Here is a 22,096-nt window from a genome sequence, read left to right as displayed (position 1 = left end):
ACGATAAATGGTGTTTATACAGAGGTATAGTGTCTATTTTATCGCTATCACTTCCAAAGGCAAATATACTTCCTTCTGTCCTCGAGACGGATTGAAAGCCTTTGGGCCATGGTCGGTCCAAATGATCGGATCCATACACATCTGCCGGGCCGTTCGTTCGTCATTCCATGAATGATATACGATAAAATAGGTCTTTTTGTTTGGTTCTAAAACCACCGAATTATGCCCAGGCCCGATAAGTTTTCCCGGGATTGTACTTAAAACCGATGCCTTGTCCTTGCTCCAAAGGTCTTGATACGGCCCCATCACAGTATCTGACACCGCACAACCCACTCCATATCCAGGCGTCTGCCAGTTGCCGCCGGAGTAGAAGCAATAGTACCTGCCGTCACGATAAATCACAAACGGCCCTTCCACCGTGTGCCATGCATCCCATTTGCGGTCATACAGGGTCCGGTTTCGCTCATAAATCTGCCAATCGGCAAAGGCACGCAATACAGTCTTTACAGGCCCTACTGTCGATACCATATCCTCGCCCAGCTGGACGACCGCCAGGGCCGTACCGGGCCGCTGATCAAAGAAGTCCTTGGCAAAAAACAGATACCACCTCTTGCTCACCGGGTCAAAAAAAGGATGTCCATCGATGGAAAACGGTTCATCCGGAAACAGCAGCTTGCCGGTATCCCTGAACGGACCCTCAGGTTTGTCCGCAACCGCCACCCGCATCTTGCCGTCGCCGGCATAATACAGATAAAACTTGCCTCGATACTCGACAACCTCCGGCGCCCAGTAATCTTTCATAGCCGGCTCAGCCACCGGTTCCAGCGCCCCCCCAACATGCGTCCAGGTCACAAAGTCCTCCGAACGTAATACCGGAAATTGCCTGCCGTCCAGCCCAGACCCGGTCCCGTAAGCATAATAGACACCCTGGTACTGCATCACTTGCGGATCGGCCAGGTACCCGTCCCACACCGGATTATGATATGATAATTTCGAAGAGCTGCGATGACATCCACCCACAACACAAAGCATCGCCGCAAGCACAAGACCTGTATTCTTCATAGGACTGTCCTTCCATTGGAGTTTGTCAAATTATTCCAAAACGTTAGTTCAAGACAAACTATAACGTCTGCACAAAATGGCTTCAAGCCTAAAACAAACGAGAAATCAAAAGCAGGAATGAAGACGTGTCTGTCTGCAAATAAAAAAGGCTCGTTAAAACGAGCCTTCATGTTGAGGCCTGCCTCCAGTAATGCCGTTTGAGTCCAATTGAAAGTAACCCCTAATTTAAAGTGGGCAGCCGTTGCGTTTTCCCGAAGATCCTGTCATGCAGGCTTGTTCGGCTCTTGCGACCTGGCTTCCCGGGGAGCTTTCATCGGTTCTTCCAATGTGAGGACTCAGTCACGCACATCCCAGGGGCGAAACCGCAAACTCACTATATCAGAATATCGGAAAAAAATCAAGAATTACATGAGTCAAAGTTGCATTCTTATCCGAAAAAATACGGATAAAAAAAGACGTCTTGCGGACGTCTTTTTTAAGCCTTCTGGCCATCAATAGTTAGGGCATACCAAACAGTCTTTATGTGGTACGGATTTGCACGCCTAATTTTTGATTCAGTGTTTCAAGGATAGTCTTCTCAAACACATCCACCTGGTCATGACGCAGCGTCCCATCATCATCACGGAAAACCAGCGACACCGTGACACTCTTTTGTCCGGCAGGGATGGGTTTACCCCGATACAGAGTCACAAAATCGACTTTCTCCAATTGCGCCGGCCAGCAGGTCTGAAGGGTCGACAGAATATCGGACCATTTCACCGGCTCAGCAACAATCAGCGACAAATCCCGGCAAATCGCAGGAAACTTGGGGATCGGCTTGACCGTCACAATACCGCCAATCGATTCCAGCAGCATATCAAAATCCAGCTCCGCCACACAGACCTGCCCCGCCCGGTCCAAATCGAACCGCTTGGCCAGGTCCGCCTTGAGCACCCCCGCCACCCCCACCGGCCGGCCATCCATCAGAACCTCCGCTCCCGCCTGGGCCCACTTGTATTCGGCTGGCTTGCACTCGACCTTCGCGGCCGCATTGACCGCCTCGATAATCCCCTCAATAACCCCACGCAACTGCCGGAAGTCACCATCCGTTACAAGGCCAATCTGCGTCCGCTGAATCGGCAGTTTGTCCGGATGGGCCTGATTGGGCTTATACGTATCGGCCAGCTCAAACAGACTGCACGCCGTATTGCCCGCATTATAATTGGACCGCATCACTCCGGCCAGCGATGCCATCAGCGTCGAACGCAGAATCCGAGACGATTTCTGATTCACATCCTGCACCGCCAGATGCTGCTCAATCGCAAGGTCGCTGAATACTGCCGCCAGCTCCGGCTCCACAAACGACACAGTCACGGTTTCATAAAACCCGCAGCCCGTCAGCACCGTCCGCAGCCGCGAGGCCAGCGTCTGACGCTTGTCTTTGGGAGCAGCTTCAATATGAATCTTTCGCTCGGTGGGAATCTTGTCATAACCCCAGCAGCGAGCGGCCTCTTCAATCAAATCCACCTCGCGATAAATATCATGCCGCCAGGTCGGAATCGTACAGACCACCAGGTCGTCGGTCTTCATCTCGGGATTGAAACCCAGCCCCTGGAATATCGCCATCACCTTCTCAGGGGGAATCGTAATCCCCAGCAACGCATTCATACGCGAAAATCGCATCCCCACCGTCGGTGTTTCGACTTTGCCCGGATAGACATCCACAACTCCACGGGCTGCTTGTCCGCCTGCCCACTGCATAATCAATTGAGCACATCGACGGGACGCCCATTCGATATTATCCGTATCAACCAGACGCTCAAACCGGTACGAGGCCTCCGAAGGCAGCGCCAGCCGTCGTGATGTCCGACGAATACACACCGGATCAAACCGGGCCTCTTCCAGCAGAATATTGACCGTTGTATCGCTCACTTCGGTCTCAAGCCCGCCCATGACGCCGGCAATCGCAACCGGATGCTTTTCATCCGCGATCACCAGCATCGAATCCGCCAGGTCGCACTTGCTGCCGTCGATGCTGATGATACGCTCTCCAGCCACCGCCTTGCGAACGATAATCTTCTTTCCGCCAATTTTATCATAATCGAACGCGTGTGGCGGCTGACCATGTTCCATCATTGCATAATTGGTCGCATCCACCACATTGTTCACGCTGCGAAGCCCCACCGCCTCAAGACGTTTCTGCACCCACTCCGGCGACGGTCCGATCTTGACCCCTTCGATCACCCGGGCCGTATATCGTCCGCACAGGGTCGGTTCGGCAATCTTCACATCCACAAGCTGGCTGGCCTCGCGGTCGGATTCAGCATACTCGACCTGCGGCAGTGTCAATGGCCTGCCCCATGCCGCCGACAGCTCCCGGGCAATGCCAATATGACTCAGGCAGTCGCCGCGATTGCTGGTGATTTCCACATCGATTACGGTATCATCTTCAAACGGGGTAATCGATTCGATCGGCAGCCCGCGGTCGCTGAGCGTCGAGCCGATCTGCTCGGCCGTGTAGCCGGAAATATCGATATAATCCCGCAGCCATTTCATTGAGATTTTCATACGTTGGCCAAACCTTCCTGTATCAAATATACTGATCGCACTTGAAATTTTCCGTTTCGGCGAGGCTAAAGAGCTTTGAGCCACCAGCTTCCACCGTAGATGATCACCGCGGCAATGGATAGGTCGCTTGACGCACGGTATAGAACAGCCTGTGGCCGTCGCGGAATAATCTTACCCGTTGGGTAAATCTTAAGGCAAAGCCGATAAGGTACCTCTAAATCCATAGCCTGTCAATGCTTTTGCCCCGCCCGGCCACAAAAACGCCCCCCACAACGCCCCTTTTGAACAGCCCTAAAATATGTGGATACCCCCTGTATCCCTGATTTATGATATGCTATATATTTAGTAGCTAAGCCTCCGTGCTTGAGTTTATCCAGCCTTTTAGTAGCTCAAGCCTCCGTGCTTGAGATCATTCAGCCTCGCCGCAGGCGAATCCTTAAATTTCTTTGCCCTTCGATTTCTGACTTTTTGTCACATCAACTATTTCTTCTCGCAGACCGCCACCCCAACAAACGAATCCGCCGTCCCATAATACAAAATCCATTTGCCCTGGAAATACACCAGCCCCTCCACAAAGACAGTACCATCGGTGTATTGGCCGGTTTTTTCATAGTCCATCTCCGGCTTAAAGAACGTCTCCTCGCACCGGTCCAGCACCCGCATCGGATCGGTTTTATCCAGAAGAAGCTGCCCGGCCGCATACGCCCCTTTGCCGACGGACCGATCCGCCCCGCTGTTTTTACCGTTATAAATCAGGACAATCCCCTTGTCCGTTACCACCGCCGGCGGCCCCGCCTCAGTCAGCAGGCTGTCAAACTTGTCGGCGCGGGGCTTAATCAGGGCAATCAGCTCGCCTTTGTCATTGACCTCTGGTGTCCAGTGAATCAAGTCGTCCGAGGTCGCCGCGTGAATCGCCGCCTCGCCCCAGTACATCCAGTATTTGCCGTTAATCTTCTCGGCCACCAGCCGCCCATCGCGAAGCAAGGTCACGACGGACGCGGATTTATTCCAGCTATCGACGAATTTGCCGCCGTAGGCGTCTTTGAAAATCGGGCCGAACTTGGTCCAGTGCTTCGGGTCTTTGGAGCAAGCCACCCCAATACGGGCTGAACGCGAAACCTGCCCCGGCGTGTCGCGATTCCACATCGTATAGTAGATATAATATGTCCCGTCCGGCCCTTCGACCACACGGGGGTCTTCGCAGCCGCCCCGCCACTCGTAGGCCTTCCATGCATCTTCATCGGGGTACAGGACCGGCACAGGCAGCCGCTCGAAGGTAATTCCATCCGACGATTCAGCATACCCGACCCGCGAGGTATGTTTTCCAATGCCGTCGCCGGTACCATCCTCGGCCCGATACAGCACGACAATCTTGTTTTGATAGACAATGGCCGCAGGGTTGAAGGTGTCGCTCTGCTGCCAGTAAATCTCTTTGCCGACCATCGGGCAGGCAAAGACGGTGTCCTTGATGGGGCTGATAACGGGTTTGCTGACCGGCCGGACAAACGGTCCAAGCTGCCAATCCTGCTTGCCTCCCTCGGCACAGGACAGCGTCGATAAAGACAGACTTAACCACACCAAGAATAACCCAGCATATCTTTCAGCAGGCATCGGAGTTCCTTTCTTTGTCGGATTGTGACGTTTTTAAAAAGTATAACGCCCCCGCCAGCTATGAAAACAGGATTTTTGACCAATTCGTTGGACAGTTGTAACACTATCCACCTGCGTTTCAAACATACGATGATTGCTCTGTGGCCCAAAAGAAGAAATAGGGTATTTTAGCCCCCGCCCGGATACAGCAAAAGGATGCGATTGAAAGCTTTGCCTCGCCCCAGGGGTACCATACCTGAGAGAGCATATGCCGGCAAGCAGAGACTATGCCGCGGTTTGCTGAACAAGGAGCTGCTGGTCGATACGCTGTCTGGCAACACGGGTATCCAGTATCCCGGCAAGCCGGGTTTTGTTTTGCGGATCCACGACCAGAATCTGTTCGGTGCCGAGTTTGTCCATCAGTTCCATCGCCACAGAAAGCGGTGTGGATTCAGTCACGGTATCCCGCACCGACGCCATCACATCGGCTATCAGCATCCAGTTCCAGCAATCCTGCTCGACCAGGACATCCCGCAGGTGCGACAGGGTCATCATCCCCACCAGATCCCCGCTGGCGTTGACCACCGGAAAGGTACTGTCCTCGGAATGGGCGAACTTTTCCACAGCACAGGCAATGGTATCATGAGACCGCAGCGGCTCAATGTGTGGATTGAATACATCCCCTACCGTCAGTGTCGCCATGATATCGTCTTCGGTGACGTTGCGATTGATTTCTTTGGCCAGCTTGATGCTCAGCTTGACGCAGAAGGGGCCGATGAACTGGACAATCATCGTCGTGGCCGTCACGCCAAAGATGATGACTTCGCCCAGCGACAGGGCGTCGGTAATCGGAATATGGTTCAGATGCTGGCTGGCCATAATGGAAAGGCCGATAGCCACGCCGCCCTGGGCAAAGATGCCCAGACCGCTGTATTTCTGCACAGCTTCACAAGCCCCGCTGCGGCGAGCACCGATATAACAGCCCAGCATTTTGCCGAGGTTGCGGCACAGAACATATAGAACGACCACCAGCCACAGCCAGCCGGGCATCTTCGATAACCCCAGCCGAGCGCCCACCAGCACAAAGAACATCACATAAATCGGGCCTGAAAAACTGCGAAGCAGGCCAAACAGTTCCTGACTGCGTAAGGGAGCCAGATTGACCAGCACAAGCCCCATCGTCATCGTGACCAGAATCACATCCAGCCCGGCCGTGTTGGCCCCGCCGATGAGGACCAGAAGCGAACCAACCGAGATAGCCAGCAGGCGTTCTTTTTTCTGGTGAATATAACGCAGCAGCAGATTAAGCAAGCCGCCGCTGATGGCCCCTGCCGCAACCGAACCGCCAAGTTCGTAGGCGACCTTTTTTATTTCGGAAGCAATGGAGCTGTCCTGGCCGGTCAGCATCTGCGACACACTGGTGCCGACGCCGTACAGCGTCATCGCCAGAGCATCATCCAGAGCTACAACGGCAATAATGCACAGGGTCAGGACGCCTTTGGCACGATATTCCCACAGGACTTCCACCGTAGAGGCCGGATCGGTAGCCGAAGCAATGGCGCCAAAGACGACGCCGGCCGCCAGCGCAGCCGAAAAATTGCCGGTCACTTTCCACAAAACCAGCATGGATGACGACATCACCAGGACAAAGGAAATCATGCCTTCCCACACCAGAATCGAAATAAACTGTCTGCCGTATTTGCGGAAGGTATCGGCACGCAATTCGCCGCCGACCAAAAAACCGATAATACCCAGAGCGAACCAGGTAAAGGATTTAAAATGTTCGACCTGGGCGACGTCAATCCATTTCAGACCGCTTTGCCCAACTAAAATACCAAATACGATATAGCCGACTACTTGCGGGATGCGGATCTTCTGGAAAAACCAGGCTCCGATCGCCCCGCCAAGGACGCCGATACCCAATAACACTAATACACTCGGATGAAATCCATCCATTATTTATAAATCCCACGACTGCGTTTTTGCTATTTTCCACACTAAACAAAAGGTAATATTAACCAATTGGAACAAAATGAAAGAGTACAGTCTATAGCGGCCAGCGTCGATTGCAACCGTTTTATCTGAGAATCTGGTTTGCGGGGTGGGCCTTGCAGTGACAAAATCCACCAAAATAGATTGCTGAAAAGCCCCTGCGGGTTTATGGTATAAACAAAGGATGTAAATTCGCAAAACACTCAGGGATTGTAGCATGGAGATACAAATAAACAACCGCAAACTCCGGCTGATGGTTGGAGATATTACCGAACAGGCCACAGATGCCATCGTCAACGCGGCCAACAGTTACCTGTTGCACGGCGGCGGGGTTGCCGGAGCAATTGTGCGAAAAGGGGGAATGAGTATCCAGTTTGAAAGTTTTGCCAGGGCCCCGGTCCCCGTCGGGCAGGCGGTTATCACCGGGGCAGGCAAGCTCAAGTGCAAGCATGTAATCCACGCCGTCGGGCCGCGTATGGGCGAAGGCGACGAGGACACAAAACTCAAAAACGCCACATTGAATAGCCTGAAAGTCGCCAATGAGAACAAGCTAAACAGCCTCTCTTTTTGCGCCATCAGTACGGGCATCTTCGGCTACCCCATGGACCGCTGCGCCGACATTATGCTGGCCAATGTCATCGCCCATCTTTCAGGAGAAACGTCGCTAAATGAAGTGGTCTTCTGTCTTTATGAACAGAAGGCGTATGATGTCTTTGCGGCAGCCCTGAAAAAACTCCAGCCGTAGGCGTTTTTCTTTATTCAAAAAGGGCATCTTTTGCTATTATACCCACTCGAATGAATATGAGGCATTCACAGGCAAGGGCTGCCTTGATTCAATCCGACAAATCGACGCAGGAATCCGATACCAGTATGAAAACAGAGATTTATCAGTGGAATAGTCCCCAGCAGGAAACGATCGTTCGTGCAGCCGTAAAAGTGCTGGATGGCGGCGGTGTGGCGGCAATCCCGACCGAGACGGTCTATGGATTGGCGTGCCGGGCGGAACCTGAGGCAATCCGTCGGCTTGACACCATCAAGGCCAGAGCAGAAGGCAAACGCTATTCGTTGCATATCGGAAAGCCGGAGGATGTCTATCGTTATGTTCCACAAATGCCGTTGCGGGTGCACGCCCTCGTACGCAAAGGTTTGCCGGGTCCGATCACGTTGGTCTGCCAACCAAACGAACCCAATTTGGCAGAATTACGCCAAAAACTGGGCGACAAAGTCTTTAATATCCTCTATGAAAATGGCTCGATAGGGATTCGTTGTCCGAATGAGCAAGCGGCTTTAGCTATCTTATCACGGACAGTCTGGCCGATTGTGGCCCCCAGTGCTAATCCCTCGGGAATGGCCCCGGCTACCAGTGCTCAGCAGGTTCTGGAGTATTTCGATGGACAAATCGAGATGATTGTGGATGGAGGCCCCCAGGCTTGCCGGTATCAGCAAAGCAGTACCGTCGTCAAAATATCCGATGCCGGGGTCGAGATTTTACGCGAAGGTGTTCTGACGCGGGCGGCTGTCGAAGAGCTTGCCACAGCGCAGATCGTATTTGTCTGCACGGGCAACACCTGCCGCAGCCCGATGGCCCAGGTGCTGGCCGCAAACTATTTATCGAAGAAAATGTCCTGTAATATTGACGAACTGCCCGCATTTGGATATAAAATAGATTCATTCGGCGTCTCGGCATATGACGGTTGCCGGGCGAGCGAAGAAGCCTGTAAGGTATTGCGTAAAAAAGGTTTATCGCTGGACCGACACAGTAGCCGCTTGCTCCGACGTCAGGATATACAAGAGGCGGATTTAATATTTGTCATGAGCCGGCATCATCGGGATGCGGTGTTGGCTCTGGATAACCAGGCCGCGGATCGGGTATTTTTACTGGATCCGGACGGCGAGATCTCCGACCCCATTGGATTTGGAGAAACTCAGTATCAGGCTTGTGCAACTCAGATTGAACAGGCCATAGAAAAACGTTTTAAGGATTTACTATGAAAATTGCGCTGGCAACTGACCACCGTGGCGTGAAAACCGTCGAACAGATTAAAGCTATTCTGGCTCAACTGGGCCATGAATATATTGATTTTAGCGATGGGAATTCAGATACCCCGATGGATTATCCGGATGGGGCTTATGATGCAGCATCGGCAGTCTCAAAGGGGACCGCTGATCGGGCAATCCTGGTTTGCGGAACGGGTATCGGGATGTGCATCGCAGCCAATAAGGTCAAAGGCGTACGGGCTGCACTGTGCTATGATGAATTGGCGGCCAAGGTATCGCGGGAACACAATGATGCCAATGTCTTATGTCTATCCGGTGATTTGCTTGGGCCAGCAATGCTGCAAAAAATGGTTGAGACCTGGCTTGCGACTGAGTTTTCCGGCGGTCGGCATTTGCGGCGGATCAAAAAAATCAGAGCCATTGAAGAGGGACAAAACCCACGAGAAGTCGTAAGCCAATAAATGACAAGTCGTTGCAACAAGCAAGGCGGCCTTCGGGTCGCCTTTTTTTATGGCCTTCACAGGCCGCAGTTCCGGTCATATTAAGGTTTTCAGAACAAATCATGTAACCGCTGACCGGGGTATGGGTATTACATAGTGTAGGTTCGGGCCCATCAATAAGACAAAAAACGACTATTTAAGGAGTACAAGCTATGAAACGGATAGTATTTGGATTATGGATTGCATCTTTGGTACTGTCATCGATGGTGTTTGCCGCCCCCCTGGATAAGACCAAAGTGATGAAAGAAGCGACCTGGGCGGTGCATCTGGATATTGAACAATTCCGCCAGAGCGTACTGGGTAAGGAGATGATCAATGAACTGACAGCCCGGGGAGTCATGGGCAAGCTGGATAACTTTGCCAAGGTATTTTCCTTCCACCCGATCAATGACATCCAGGGAGTCACGCTGTTTGGCCAGGATAAGGACCCGCAAAAGGCCGCAGCGATTATTCGCGGGACCTGCAATCCGGCAACCTTGATTGCAATGGTCGGAATGAATCCGTATTATGAAAAAAGCGAATACGGCTCCTATACGATTCACAGCTGGATAGACGACAAAAAAGGTCCGGACGGGCCGAGGCAATATGGCTGCTTCTACAATCCCACAACCCTGGTGATGGGGATGGGTAAAGACACCCTCCAGCAGACCCTGGATGTGCTGGATGGCAAACATGCCAACGCCGCCGGCAATGCGATGTTCAACCAGTTTGCCGAAGGGTCGCATGGTGTAATTATGTCGCTGTTTGCTGAAAAGACCGGCGAGACCGTCAACGGGATTGAGGAAGCGGCCATTCTGCAGCAGACCAACCGCATCGCCCTGATGTTCGGCGAAAAAGAGAATGCGTCGTATATCGATATTCTGCTGCAGGCCCGCAATGCCGCAGAAGCCACCAAGATTCAGCAGTTTGTCCAGGGGATGCTGGCGATGGTATCGCTTTCGGTCGCGGATAAAAATCCCAAGCTGGACCAGCTTATCAACGCCGTTAACCTCAACTGCACCGACGATGTGGTCCGCGTGCAATGCAACTGGGACAGCAAAGACCTGATCGCACTGCTCAAACAGCTTGAACAAACAAATAATATCAAGATTGCCAAATAAATCGGATGGTGTATTACCAGCCTCTATGGCCAGATACCACACAACCTCTCAAACAGCTCTAAGTAATGACCTGATCCGTGCAGCCCAGACCGGCTGCACGGACAGTTTTGCGCAGCTTGTACAGACCTATTCACCGCGGCTGTTCCGGTTTTTGTATCAGCGAACCGGTAATCGCCAGGATGCCGAAGACCTGCTGCAGGAGACGTTCCTGCGGGTGTATCAGCATCTCAGCGAATTTGATACCGAACAGTCATTTTCAACCTGGATTTTCACGATTGCCTGGCGGCTGGCAGCCAATCATTATCGCAAAAACGCCCATTCGCCCAGTGCGGCTCTTCCAGAGGATTTCTGTGACCTCTCACAGGCTGACCAGACGATGCTGCAGGAACAACGCGACAGCCTGTGGGCGGCGGTCAGAAAATTGCCCCCCGCCCAGCGGCAGGTGATGGAACTGCGATATCTGGGCGATTTGTCAGTGCGTCAGATTGCCGACGTGATGGGGCTGCACAGGATTTATGTTAAGGTACTGCTGTTTCGGGCCAGAAAAAGATTGGTTGGGCAATTAACCGAATCAACCGGCAAAAATGCGGACAGGGTTGAGGCCGCCCCCGTGGTGGAATTTCAACCCGTCAAACCACGGGAGTATATCCAACGGCTATGATTGACTGTCAAGTAAAAATAGAATGCCTCGGGCATGGCTATCGGCTTCAAGCACGAAGGCTTGAGCCGCTATCCGTGATGAAATGAAACACTTAAACAGGGTCATGACTATGTGGTGCAATTATTATCAATGGAAGCTGTCCGCGGCAGCGGATGAACAAAAAGTTGTTTCAGCCTCCCTGCTGCGGCATGTAAGGCGATGTGCCCGCTGTCGCCAGTTTGCTCATCATCTGGGGACGCTCGACGCCCGACTTGCACAGGAAGCCGCCGAGTGGACTGCCCCCAAAAACGTCTTGATCCCCCAATCGGCTCATGCTGCCGCTTTGCCTGACACCTATCACCGCCCTGCTTATCCGTGGGTGCTTGCAGCGGCCGCGTGTGCGGCGGCTTTGTTGGTGGGGACATTTGTGTGGTTCCAATCGGATACCCATGGTACTTCTTCGCCCAATCCGGTCGCTGAACTGCAGCGGCTATGGTCGGAACTGCCGATTTCGGCATCCCGGGAACCGCTTCATCCCGCTGCCGTGCCGCGATGGATTGACCATTATTATTATCAGGAGTTGTCGAACCTTGCTGCAGATACCAAATCCGCGGCGACGCTGGCCTCGGCCTGCCTGGGCGTGGATTTAAACACACTGGCATTAGCCTATGCAGATACCTCCAATTAAATGCGCCGACAGACGGCGACAGCTCTATGCACGTGCGGCAAACAGAAAGGCATTGAGTACCGCAGCGATGATGTCATAAAAGGCGTGAACCCCCGCCACAATCCCAAACCCGCGAACCGCAAAAATCACCGCAAAATAAATCCCGGCCATCATCCGGAAAATAAACGTCAGCCAGACAAACGGCTCGCCCTGTCCGAAATGGCCATTGACATAGAAGAAATGGTGATGCACGCTGAACAGAATCGCGGAAATCAGAACCGAAATCATCACCGCCACATCTTTTTTCAGACCCAGTAAATCCTGAAACACAATCATCAGCAGGCAAATCAGAAACAGCCGGAAGACCAGTTCCTCATAAATCCCTGCACCGATCCCCGTAACAATATCCCCCCACAGGCCCGGGCCCTGGCCGGCAGGCTGTGCAGCACAGCCAATCAGCGGCATAGACAGCATCGCAGCGGGCTGTTCCGGGGCAGCAGCCGGACGATTCATCGCCAGACTGAGCACAATCAGCGGAATCGACAGCAGGACACATTCGAGGGTCATCGGCACAAAATCGCTGACGCGAACCTGCCATTTGGTCCCGCTGGTGATTTGCAGCCACAGCAGGATAATAATCACCACAAAGGGCGGCGCTATCCAGGTCATTCGCTCGGAAAAGCCGACATATTCGAGCAGATTTTGTACCCAGACAAACGCCACGACGCGAAGCTGCGGCTGATACAGGCTTTGCGACAGGACATCCGGGTGGATATAAAACGTGCCCACTTCATACAGCAGCAGAAAGCCCAGCAGGTACATCAGCGCATAGACCGGCCGGCTGGTTCGATCCAGATACGAATTTGGAAGGAACGAAACCAGTTGGCCGGTGGAGCGTTTTGTTTTATGCTTGCGGCCTGCCATCGGACATCCTTGTCTAATCCTGACCCACGTGGGCCAAACGTCAAAAAACAAGCTATAACATATTTACTAAAAGAGGGTTACAGCCTATTGTCACGCCCTTAAAAGAAGACATCCAGAACCTCAACGCTTCACAACTGGATACCCGCCTTCGCGTGCAGGACATATTGTATCGCTTCAAATCGTCCCAAACAATAGACGTTTTATCGGGAAAAGTAAAGGCTTAATTTCTGCTTAACCTATTAACGTAAATACAAACAAGGCGATTGACAGGGCTTTTTGAATCGCTACAATGGGGACAACAAATATCTATTATTTAGAAGGATGGATATGATTGCGCTTGATTTACAGGATGTGCACAAGTCGTTCGGGCCGGTTCGGGCGGTGGATGGGTTGAGTGCCGCGGTTGAAGCGGGCTGCATTTACGGATTTCTGGGGCCTAACGGGGCGGGCAAGACCACTACGCTGCGGATGATTGTCAATATCCTGCGGCCGGACCACGGGACGATTACCTTATTCGGCAACGGCTCCAGCCCGCAGATGCGCAATCAGATCGGCTATATGCCGGAAGAACGCGGCCTGTACCGGAAAATGAAGGTCAGGAAGCTGCTGGGATATTTTGCTTCGCTCAAAGGGGTTGCCCCCGGCCAGATCCGGAGCCAGGTGTCGCAATGGCTGGAGCGGGTAGAACTGGCCGGGTGGGCGGATAAGAAGGTCGAAGACCTGTCGCGGGGGATGCACCAGAAGCTGCAATTTGCTGTGACGGTCATCAATGCCCCATCACTTTTGATCCTCGATGAGCCGTTTTCGGGGCTGGACCCGCTCAATTATGAATTGCTCAAGAATCTGATTGTCCAGATGCGAAGCGAGGGCAAGACGATTCTGTTTTCCACGCACAATATGCACGAGGCCGAGACGCTGTGCGACTCGATTCTCTTGATTAATAAGGGCAAAAAGGTGCTGGACGGCACGCTGGGTGCGATTCGAAACCAGTATCAATCCAATTCGGTGCTGCTGGAGGCCGAGGGGGATATGAGCATGCTCGATACGCTGCCGATGACAGACCGTGTTGAGCGGCGGGACCATCTGATGGAGGTGCATCTGAAGGATGGGTACGACCCGCAGGATTTGCTGACTGCTATAGTCGGCAAGATACGCATCCGCCGATTTGAGGTGAAGACGGCCTCACTGCACGAGATTTTCATCCGTCTGGCAGGAGGCAATCATGCGTAAGATTCTGACGATTGCGGCCTGTGAATTCGGCGAAATGATCAAAACCAAGACGTTTTTAATCAGCGTGCTGATTACGCCGGTGATTATGATCGGTATTATGTTTTTCACAACCCGCCTGATGAAACGGCCGGCCGGACCGCGTCCGCCGCTGGTGATCGGGGTTACGGATTCATCCGGGCAGGTGACCGAAGCCATCAAAAAGCAATTTGACGATTATAATCACTCCAATCCCTCGCGGCAGATTGTGTATCGGGCCGTTGACGGCGGTGATCAGGCGGAAGAGGCCGGCAAGACGCAATTGCGTTCGGGGGCGATTCACGGTTATATTCTGGTGGAAGAGAGCGTTTTTTCAGGCGGCGGCAAGGTGCGGCTTTTTACCTACAAGCCCAAGCCTTCGGATACGGACATTTTCTTCACGGCGGAGAATATGATACGCGGGGTGGTTATCGACCAGCGCTGCCGGACGCAGAATATCGACCCCAAGCTGCTCAATCAAATCCGCAGCGTGCCGATTGAACGCATCGAAATTGGCGAAACGGCGGATAACCAGAAGGTGCAGAACGAAGCAAATATGGTCACGCGGATGATGATCCCGTTCTTTTTCATGTTTATGATTTATATGGGGATTATGATCAGCGGCCAGCATATTCTGAGCAGTATTATCGAGGAGAAAAGCTCGCGTATTATCGAAATGATGCTGTCGGCGGTCAGCCCCTTCGAAATGATGGCCGGCAAGATTCTGGGGCTGTCGGGAATCGGGCTGGCGGTGATGGGGCTGTGGGCGGGAACGGCCTACGGCACGGCGCAATGGCAGGGATTAGCGGTCGATGTCAGCGGCATGATGGTGATTTATCTGCTGATTTATTATATCCTTGGATTTGTGCTGTTCGGGGCAGCGATGGCGGGAATCGGCTCGATCTGCAACACGCTGAAAGAGTCGCAGAGCCTGATGATGCCGGTGGTGATGCTGTGCGTGCTGCCGATGATTTCGTGGTTTAATCTCGTGCAGAGTCCCAATGGATTATTTGCGCGGGTGCTGTCGTTTATCCCGCCGGTGACGCCGCTGGTGATGGTGCTGCGGCTGTCGGCGACAACGGATGTGCCGATGATGGATGTGGTGCTGACTATCGCCCTGCTGGGGGTGTCGGTGGTGGCGGCGATCTGGGCGGCGGGCAAGATTTTCAAGACGGGGATTTTGATGTACGGCAAGCGGCCTTCGCTGCGGGAGGTGTGTTACTGGCTGTTGCGGCGTTGAGGATATGAGAAGGGAAATACGCGGAATGCCTGCGGCATGGATTTTCACCTCAAGCACGGAGGCTTGAGCTGCTATTGTGTCGCAACAAGAATGTAAATTTCATATAATCACGATACCATGAGCAGACAACAGATACAGGCCATCTATGACCGGCTGTTTGAACGATTTGGCCCCCAGCACTGGTGGCCCGGCGAGACACCGTTTGAGATTATCGTGGGGGCGATTCTGACCCAGAATACCAACTGGACCAATGTCGAAAAGGCCATAGGAAATTTGAAGAAGGCAGACGTCTTAACCCCGGCCCGGCTGCACGCGCTGGACGCGGGGGCACTGGCGGAACTGATACGCCCGGCGGGGTATTTTAATATCAAGGCCGGACGGCTCAAACATTTTCTGGACCGTCTGTTTGAGCGATTCGAGGGGGATTTAGATCGGCTTGGGGCCCTGCCGGCGGATCGGCTGCGGGAGGAACTGCTGTCGATCAAGGGCATCGGGCCGGAAACGGCGGATTCGATTGCGCTGTATGCCTTCAATAAGCCGGTATTTGTGGTGGATGCCTATACGGGGCGGATTCTGGGACGCCACGGGCTGCTGGAACCTCAGGCCGGATATGAGGACGTCAGAATGCTGTTTGAGTCCACCCTGCCGCGGGATGTCCGGCTATACAATGAATATCACGCCCTGCTGGTACGGCTGGGCAAGGAGCATTGCAAACCAAAACCGCAATGTGCAGGCTGTCCGCTGGAGGATATGCCGCATACGATTAACTGGCAGGCGTATTAGGGTCTGCCGGCACCGCCGGCGGAGCCGGAGGCGTTTGCGGAGTAACGGGAGCCGGAGCAGGAATTGGAGCAGGTGTAGGTTGCGTGGCGGCAGGCTGCTGTTGGGAGGCAGCGGGTGCAGCAGGCTGAGGTTGAGGTGCTGCAGGTTGCGGTGCCGGTTGCGCAGAAGTTGGTTGCTGAGCCTGTGCTGCAGCGGCGGCCTGAGCTTCCTGCTGGGCCTTTAATTCCGCTTCTTTGCGAGCCTTTTCAGCCTCTTCGGCTGCCTTTTTAGCGGCTTCTTCACGGGCTTTCTGTTCGGCTTCCAGTCGGGCACGGCGTTCGGCTTCCGCTTTGCGGGCTTTTTCAGCGGCTTGTTCGGCAGCCTGCCGTGCAGCAGCCTGAGCCTTCAAAGCCTCCTCAATCGCTTTGTTGGCACGAGCCTCCTGAGCAGCCGCCTTCTCAGCGGCAGCCAGGGCGGCATTCTGAGCGGCTTCGGCGGCAGCTCGGGCATTCTGAGCCTCAAGCAGGGCTTTCTGACGCAGCGCTTCCAGCTCAGCAGCTTTGGCCTTTTCGGTCTCTTTAGCCGTCTGGGCCGCCTGAGCCTGCTGGGTCATTTTCTGGGCTTCGGCCATCTCTTTTTCCGCCTGTGCCTGGAGCTTCTGGGCTTCCAGCCGCAGACGTGCAGCTTCCTTACTGGCCCCGTCGGCAAGCTGTTTTTCGGCGGCGGCTCTATTTTCGGCCTGCTGACGGAGCAATTCCGAATTGACTCGATCCATTTCCGCCTGCACCGCTTCCTTTTCCACGATGCTGGCATAAGTCGTACTGCCCAGCGGATCCTTGAGGGTTTCCCTGATACCGGTCTTGATATCAGGATCGGCGTAGCGGGTACGGATTTCACCGACCACTTCCTTATGGTCGCGCGAACCGCTGGAGATACTGGGAGTCAAGATGAATATGATTTCAGTGCCTTTTTCTTCGAAATCACGACTCGAAAACAGCACGCCGATGATGGGTAAATCCTTGAAGAACGGTGCCCCGCGGATGACATCGCGTTTTTCACTTTTCCGCATGCCGCCGATAATCAGGCTCTTGCCGCGTTCAATGCGATTTTCTTCCACATTGATGGAACGTTCGGTAATAATCGGGTTTTGCACCACCCCCTCGGGCTTGGAACGGGAGCCGACTTTGATGCTGGTGGTCAGCCCGATAGAACCGTCAGCAAACACATGCGGCGTCACGGTCAGCGTATTCTCAACCCACACATACTCGGTAATATTATACACATCATTGTATCCGCCTGTGGCTGTTTGCATTTTCTCAATCGGTGCAAAGTCCCTGATGGTGACTGTCGCCTTCTGACCATTGATAGTTTCAAGCTGGGGGTTGAGCAGTACTTTGAGGTAGCCGCGTGAAACGAGCAAATCCACCACCGTACGCACTTTATGACCATCTTTGTTGCGGTTGAGCCAGTAGCCGACATCCAGACCAAACTCCTTGCGTTTGGTTTCGCGAAGCTCTGCGCCCGGAAATGCCGGCGTTTTTCCGCCCATTTTCTCGCCGAGGGTGATTTCTTCACCCAGGAAATTCTGGACAAACAGAGTCGTGGCCCAGTCCATGGTCACATCACCAAACCGCTCCAGAATCAGGCAGTCAATATTGACCTGAACCGGCGGCACATCAATCATCTCCAGATACTGTTCGGCCATATCCGCCTGAGCATCATCGGCACAATACACAACAAGCTGGTTGGTGGCCGGATTCTGGGCAATCTTTAACTTGAGCTGCTGGGTTGTCAGATCAGCCAGCTGCTTGACGGGCAAATGCCGGGCGAAATAAAACAGCTTGACCCCGTCGGCAATCGACACACGAGACGGCGGCTGACGATACACTTCCGGCAGCGGATTGGCGATATGCTGGCTTTCGCGTACCTGACTGAGTTCGTCCAGCACCACACGCGATTCAAGTTCCGTCGGTTTGGTGTTGAAGAAATCACCACAGCCGCTCAGGACCATCCCGCAGACAGCAGACAGCAGGACGGTCAGGAACGCTGTCGTCCTGCCGCGATTCGATTCCAGAGATGATGCGGTCTTGTATTTCATTGTGCCGAGGTACCAGAGGTTGACTGCGAATGATTATCCGAAGCCGGCTGCTGAGGTGCAGGGGCCGGAGTAGGTTGAGTCGGAGCCGGTTGTTCAGGCTGAGCTGGTGCCGCTGGAGTGTCGGCCTGAGCCGGAGGCAATGGCTGCCCAGGCTCCGGCGCCGCGTCTGAAGACGCCGGCGTTTCCGGCTGCGGCACAGGCTGTACAGGAGCCGGCGTTTGGGGCTCAGCCGGTTGCGGTTCCTCAGCTGCGGATGCTGCCGGATTGTCAACGGGGGTGGAGACGGAAGGCTGTTCCGGCTGAGGCTTTGGAGTACTTTGTTCAGGAACCGGCAGCTGAATTTCGCCCTGCTGAATCTTTTCAATCTGGCGTAATGCCTGTTCCTGCTGTTCCTGAGCCTGTTTGGCTTTTTGTTCCAATTGGGCGGCCTTTTGTTCGGCCTCTTTGGCCTGTTCGGAGGCTTTCTGGGCTTCTTCTAACGTCTTCTGAGCTTCCTGCTGGAGCTTTTCCATATCCTGCTGGAGCTGCTGAATGCGCTGCCGCTCGGCTTCGGTCTGTTCGGCAGCCTGAGCCGCCATGCTTTTGGCGTTTTCAATCTGCTGCTTGGCCTGCTCGGCCTGCTGGAGGGCCTGCTGGGCCTGCGACTTGAGCGTTTCAGCGTCGCGCACTGCCTGTTCGGCACGCTGACGCTGGGCCTGAGCCTCACGCTGAGCCTCCAGGGTCCGCCGCTCCGCCTGGATGCGTTCGGCTTCGGCCTTATGAGCCTCCTGTGAGACATAACGGGCATAGGTATCCGTCCCAAGCGGGTCAGACAGAACGCTGGTCAGGCTGTCTTCCGGCTCAATCATACGCTGTTTTTCACGGATTGAAGCAGCCATCTGGGAATAGTCCATACCGCCGGAGGTAATGGATGGAGTCAGGATAAAGATAATCTCTGTCGCGTTTTCTTCAAAATCCTTGCTGGAAAACAAGATACCAATGAGCGGAAGGTCCTTGAGAAACGGCACACCCCGCACCACAGACCGGTTTTCGCTTTTGCGCATACCGCCGATAATCAGGCTTTTACCCGGTTCAATCCGGTTTTCTTCGATATTAATAGAACGCTCCGTGATAATCGCATTTTGAACCACCCCCTCGGGTTTGGATTTGGACCCGATTACAATAGCCGTTTTAAGCCCAATAACCCCATCGGCATAAACAAACGGAGTCACCGTTAAACTATCCGCAACCCACTGATAATCAGTCAGATAATAGGGAACCTTGTCTTTCCCGGTAACGGCCTTGGTAATCGGGGCTTGATCGCGAATTTCAACTTTAGCCGCTTTTCCATTGACCGATTCAAGCGTCGGATTCATCAGGATTTTCATATACCCACGAGAGACCAGGGCATCCACAATCAGCCGGACCCGGTGTCCGCTCTCTCCCTTATTAATCCAGTAACCAAAGTCCAAACCAAAATCGCCTCGTTTTGCCTCCCGGAGTTCAGCTCCTGGAAAAGCGGGACTGGTCCCTCTGGTTTTCTCGCCCAGGGTAATCCCTTCGCCAAACAGATTCTCGACCCACAAAGTCGAGGCCCAGTCCTTGGTCACATCACCAAACCGTTCCAGAATCATACAATCGATATTGACCTGAATCGGCAGCACATCCACGCGTTGCAGATACTCCAGGACCCGGTCGGCCTGCTCGTCATCGGGACAATGCAGAATCAACTGATTGGTCGCCGGATTCTGACTGACAACAAAACCCAGTTCCTTGACATTCTCCGCCAAAGTTGCCACAGGAGTATTCTTGGCAAAATAAAACACCTTCACCCCATCGGCAACCGCCATCCGACGTGACGGAGCACTATAGACATCCGGAAGCTCATTGACCACATTGGGATTTTCACGAACCCGACCCAACTCGTTCAGAATTGCACGCGATTCAATTTCGGTTGGTTTTTTATTAAACATCTCCCCGCATCCGGCCGCCATCAGCGCAATCGATACGCTCATCAGCCCAATCCGTCTGGATTCCGGCAGGAACGAGATTGACCTTTTTATCCATTTTAGCAAACGATTGCTCATATACCTCTGTGGTTCGGATAGGAAAAGTTGGTTTCAATTGTTTTAAGGAATCGGCACAACGATGGTATTCTCTCCACACTGGATTGCTTTATCCTTAAATAAATCGTCCCATCCTTGTGTATTTGGCCATATAGACGACTCGACAAGCGAGAAAAGTTTCAACAAATTTAAAAATATCCCGCTCATCCACCTCTTGTATCCTATATTCAGAATCACTATAGACGTTACTCATCAAATATGGTACCTTATTCATCTTATGGCAAAACCAAAAAAACATAAACGAGAGGAAATATCTAAAACTGTTGGTTTTGTGGCTCTCGGATGCCCCAAAAACATGGTTGATGCCGAGGCTATGCTGGCTCGGATTGGTATGGCCGGATACATCCTCACACCAAATCCGGACAATGCGGATATTGTAATCATTAATACCTGCGGATTTATTGCCCCCGCCCGGGAAGAGGCCCTCGGTGCCATTCGCAAGGCCATCCGCCTTAAAAAGAAAGGCCGGATCGGCAAAGTCATCGTGGCCGGCTGTCTGTCGCAGCGGCTCGGTGAAGACCTCCTCGACGAAGTCGAAGACATCGATGCCATCGTCGGTCTGGCCGGACGGGACAGTATCGAGCAGGTCCTGCGTAATCTCGAATCCGAAGACCACGCCCCGGCTACACATCTTTACCTGGGCCCCACCGCTTCCAGTGCTCCCGATGACCGTACTCGCCTGCGTATTACCCCCCAACACTGGGCCTATCTGCGAATCAGCGAGGGGTGCAATCGACGATGCTCTTTCTGCACCATCCCGGCCATTCGCGGCAAATTTCATTCCAAACCGTTGGATATCATTCTCGATGAGGCTCGTATTCTGGCCGATAACGGTGCGGTGGAACTGAGCCTGATTGCCCAGGACAGCAATTATTACGGACGAGATATAGGGTTAAACGACGGCCTGGTCCGGCTCCTCCGGGAGCTGGAAAAAATCCCTTCGCTGAAATGGATTCGGCTGATGTATTTATATCCAGCCGGCATCGATACGGCACTGATTGAAACCATCGCCAGCAGTTCCAAAATCGTCCATTATGTCGATATGCCAATTCAGCACATCAATGACGGAATTTTGAAATCCATGCATCGGGCCCACACCCGACAAAGCACCACCAAGCTGATCGAACAGCTTCGCAGCGCTATTCCCGATATTGTCCTGCGAACCACGGTCATTGCGGGCTTTCCGGGTGAAACACAAGCCCAATTTGATGAATTGCTGGATTTTGTCAAGTGGGCTCAATTTGACGCGCTGGGCTGTTTTCCCTTTTATCCGGAGGCAGGAACGCCCGCTGCCCATCTGTCGGGGCAACTGCCCGAAGAAGTGCGTCGGCAGCGTGCCGACCGGATTATGCAGGTCCAGCAGGCGATTGCCTTTGCCCACGCGCATCAGCGGATTGGAAGCCGCCTGACCGTGCTGGCCGATGAAAAAGCCAAATCCGCAGTCCATGGACGGTTCTACGGGCAGGCTCCCCACATTGACAGCATCTGCATCATCGAAAACAGCTCCGTCCCTCCGGGCTCATTCATCGAAGCCGAAGTCATCGGGCAGCAAGACTATGACCTGGTGGTTCGTCGAATAAAAAAACAAAAGGAGCATTGAATTACCAACCCAAAGTCACTATACTG

General features: G+C 53.4%; 17 protein-coding genes. 10 read left to right on the top strand and 7 right to left on the bottom strand.

The window, feature by feature from the left end:
- Positions 1 to 33: 33 nt before the first annotated feature.
- The 4 genes from ACQ9LF_RS08420 to ACQ9LF_RS08405 all read right to left on the bottom strand — a co-directional run bounded on the left by ACQ9LF_RS08420 (position 34) and on the right by ACQ9LF_RS08405 (position 7,155).
- Entirely contained in the window at positions 34 to 1,062 is a 1,029-nt protein-coding gene (locus tag ACQ9LF_RS08420) for a glycoside hydrolase family 43 protein (RefSeq protein ID WP_462488947.1), read from the bottom strand.
- A gap of 519 nt (positions 1,063 to 1,581) precedes the next feature.
- Positions 1,582 to 3,609 carry a phenylalanine--tRNA ligase subunit beta gene (pheT, locus tag ACQ9LF_RS08415; protein ID WP_462488946.1) on the bottom strand — a complete coding sequence of 676 codons (2,028 nt, stop codon included), beginning with the start codon at positions 3,607 to 3,609 and terminating at the stop codon, positions 1,582 to 1,584.
- A 480-nt stretch (positions 3,610 to 4,089) separates the two neighbouring features.
- A complete protein-coding gene (locus ACQ9LF_RS08410) occupies positions 4,090 to 5,220 on the bottom strand; it encodes a glycoside hydrolase family 130 protein (protein ID WP_462488945.1) in 1,131 nt (376 codons plus the stop codon).
- Between the two features lie 264 nt (positions 5,221 to 5,484).
- Positions 5,485 to 7,155 (bottom strand): cation:proton antiporter domain-containing protein, encoded by a 1,671-nt coding sequence (locus ACQ9LF_RS08405; protein WP_462488944.1) that lies wholly within the window; start codon positions 7,153 to 7,155, stop codon positions 5,485 to 5,487.
- A gap of 253 nt (positions 7,156 to 7,408) precedes the next feature.
- On the opposite strand from ACQ9LF_RS08405, the gene ACQ9LF_RS08400 reads away from it, so the two are divergent.
- The 6 genes from ACQ9LF_RS08400 (at position 7,409) to ACQ9LF_RS08375 (ending at position 12,117) form a co-directional block, all read left to right on the top strand.
- Positions 7,409 to 7,936 (top strand): macro domain-containing protein, encoded by a 528-nt coding sequence (locus ACQ9LF_RS08400; RefSeq protein WP_462488943.1) that lies wholly within the window; start codon positions 7,409 to 7,411, stop codon positions 7,934 to 7,936.
- 125 nt (positions 7,937 to 8,061) lie between these two features.
- The gene (locus ACQ9LF_RS08395; RefSeq protein ID WP_462488942.1) at positions 8,062 to 9,183 is read left to right on the top strand and encodes an L-threonylcarbamoyladenylate synthase; all 1,122 of its coding nucleotides are present in this window, start codon (positions 8,062 to 8,064) and stop codon (positions 9,181 to 9,183) included.
- Positions 9,180 to 9,650: a ribose 5-phosphate isomerase B gene (gene rpiB / locus ACQ9LF_RS08390; protein WP_462488941.1), complete on the top strand. Its 471-nt coding sequence runs from the start codon at positions 9,180 to 9,182 to the stop codon at positions 9,648 to 9,650. Before ACQ9LF_RS08395 ends, rpiB begins: the two co-directional genes overlap by 4 nt.
- A 191-nt stretch (positions 9,651 to 9,841) precedes the next feature.
- Complete coding sequence (locus ACQ9LF_RS08385; protein WP_462488940.1) at positions 9,842 to 10,789, top strand: hypothetical protein; 948 nt, start codon at positions 9,842 to 9,844, stop codon at positions 10,787 to 10,789.
- Between the two features lie 25 nt (positions 10,790 to 10,814).
- Positions 10,815 to 11,450: an RNA polymerase sigma factor gene (locus ACQ9LF_RS08380; protein ID WP_462488939.1), complete on the top strand. Its 636-nt coding sequence runs from the start codon at positions 10,815 to 10,817 to the stop codon at positions 11,448 to 11,450.
- A gap of 109 nt (positions 11,451 to 11,559) precedes the next feature.
- Complete coding sequence (locus ACQ9LF_RS08375) at positions 11,560 to 12,117, top strand: hypothetical protein (RefSeq protein ID WP_462488938.1); 558 nt, start codon at positions 11,560 to 11,562, stop codon at positions 12,115 to 12,117.
- A 24-nt stretch (positions 12,118 to 12,141) separates the two neighbouring features.
- Here the strand turns inward: ACQ9LF_RS08375 and ACQ9LF_RS08370 are convergent, their stop codons facing one another.
- Complete coding sequence (locus ACQ9LF_RS08370) at positions 12,142 to 13,020, bottom strand: CPBP family intramembrane glutamic endopeptidase (RefSeq protein WP_462488937.1); 879 nt, start codon at positions 13,018 to 13,020, stop codon at positions 12,142 to 12,144.
- A gap of 327 nt (positions 13,021 to 13,347) precedes the next feature.
- Here ACQ9LF_RS08370 and ACQ9LF_RS08365 point away from each other — a divergent pair, with 327 nt between their 5' ends.
- From ACQ9LF_RS08365 to ACQ9LF_RS08355, 3 genes are all read left to right on the top strand, one after another.
- Positions 13,348 to 14,250, top strand: coding sequence for an ABC transporter ATP-binding protein (locus ACQ9LF_RS08365; RefSeq protein ID WP_462488936.1), 903 nt, complete (start codon positions 13,348 to 13,350; stop codon positions 14,248 to 14,250).
- A complete protein-coding gene (locus ACQ9LF_RS08360) occupies positions 14,243 to 15,505 on the top strand; it encodes an ABC transporter permease (protein ID WP_462488935.1) in 1,263 nt (420 codons plus the stop codon). The genes ACQ9LF_RS08365 and ACQ9LF_RS08360 overlap by 8 nt, the downstream gene beginning before the upstream one ends.
- A gap of 117 nt (positions 15,506 to 15,622) precedes the next feature.
- Positions 15,623 to 16,288 (top strand): endonuclease III domain-containing protein, encoded by a 666-nt coding sequence (locus ACQ9LF_RS08355; RefSeq protein WP_462488934.1) that lies wholly within the window; start codon positions 15,623 to 15,625, stop codon positions 16,286 to 16,288.
- On the opposite strand, the gene ACQ9LF_RS08350 is transcribed toward ACQ9LF_RS08355, so the two are convergent.
- Positions 16,269 to 18,365, bottom strand: a complete 2,097-nt coding sequence (locus ACQ9LF_RS08350; protein ID WP_462488933.1) for a type II secretion system protein GspD — start codon at positions 18,363 to 18,365, stop codon at positions 16,269 to 16,271. The two genes, ACQ9LF_RS08355 and ACQ9LF_RS08350, sit on opposite strands and share 20 nt — an antisense overlap.
- Positions 18,362 to 20,359, bottom strand: a complete 1,998-nt coding sequence (locus tag ACQ9LF_RS08345) for a type II secretion system protein GspD (protein ID WP_462488932.1) — start codon at positions 20,357 to 20,359, stop codon at positions 18,362 to 18,364. Before ACQ9LF_RS08345 ends, ACQ9LF_RS08350 begins: the two co-directional genes overlap by 4 nt.
- Before the next feature lie 133 nt (positions 20,360 to 20,492).
- Here ACQ9LF_RS08345 and rimO point away from each other — a divergent pair, with 133 nt between their 5' ends.
- Positions 20,493 to 22,070 (top strand): 30S ribosomal protein S12 methylthiotransferase RimO, encoded by a 1,578-nt coding sequence (rimO, locus tag ACQ9LF_RS08340; RefSeq protein ID WP_462488931.1) that lies wholly within the window; start codon positions 20,493 to 20,495, stop codon positions 22,068 to 22,070.
- The last annotated feature ends 26 nt before the right edge of the window (positions 22,071 to 22,096 follow it).

The organism is Anaeroglomus insulsum (assembly GCF_050689095.1).
In the GTDB taxonomy this organism is placed as follows: Bacteria; Planctomycetota; Phycisphaerae; order Sedimentisphaerales; family Anaerohalosphaeraceae; genus Anaeroglomus; species Anaeroglomus insulsum.
Note: the sequence above shows the minus strand (reverse complement) of the source record. Positions and strands in the feature narration are given on the sequence as shown.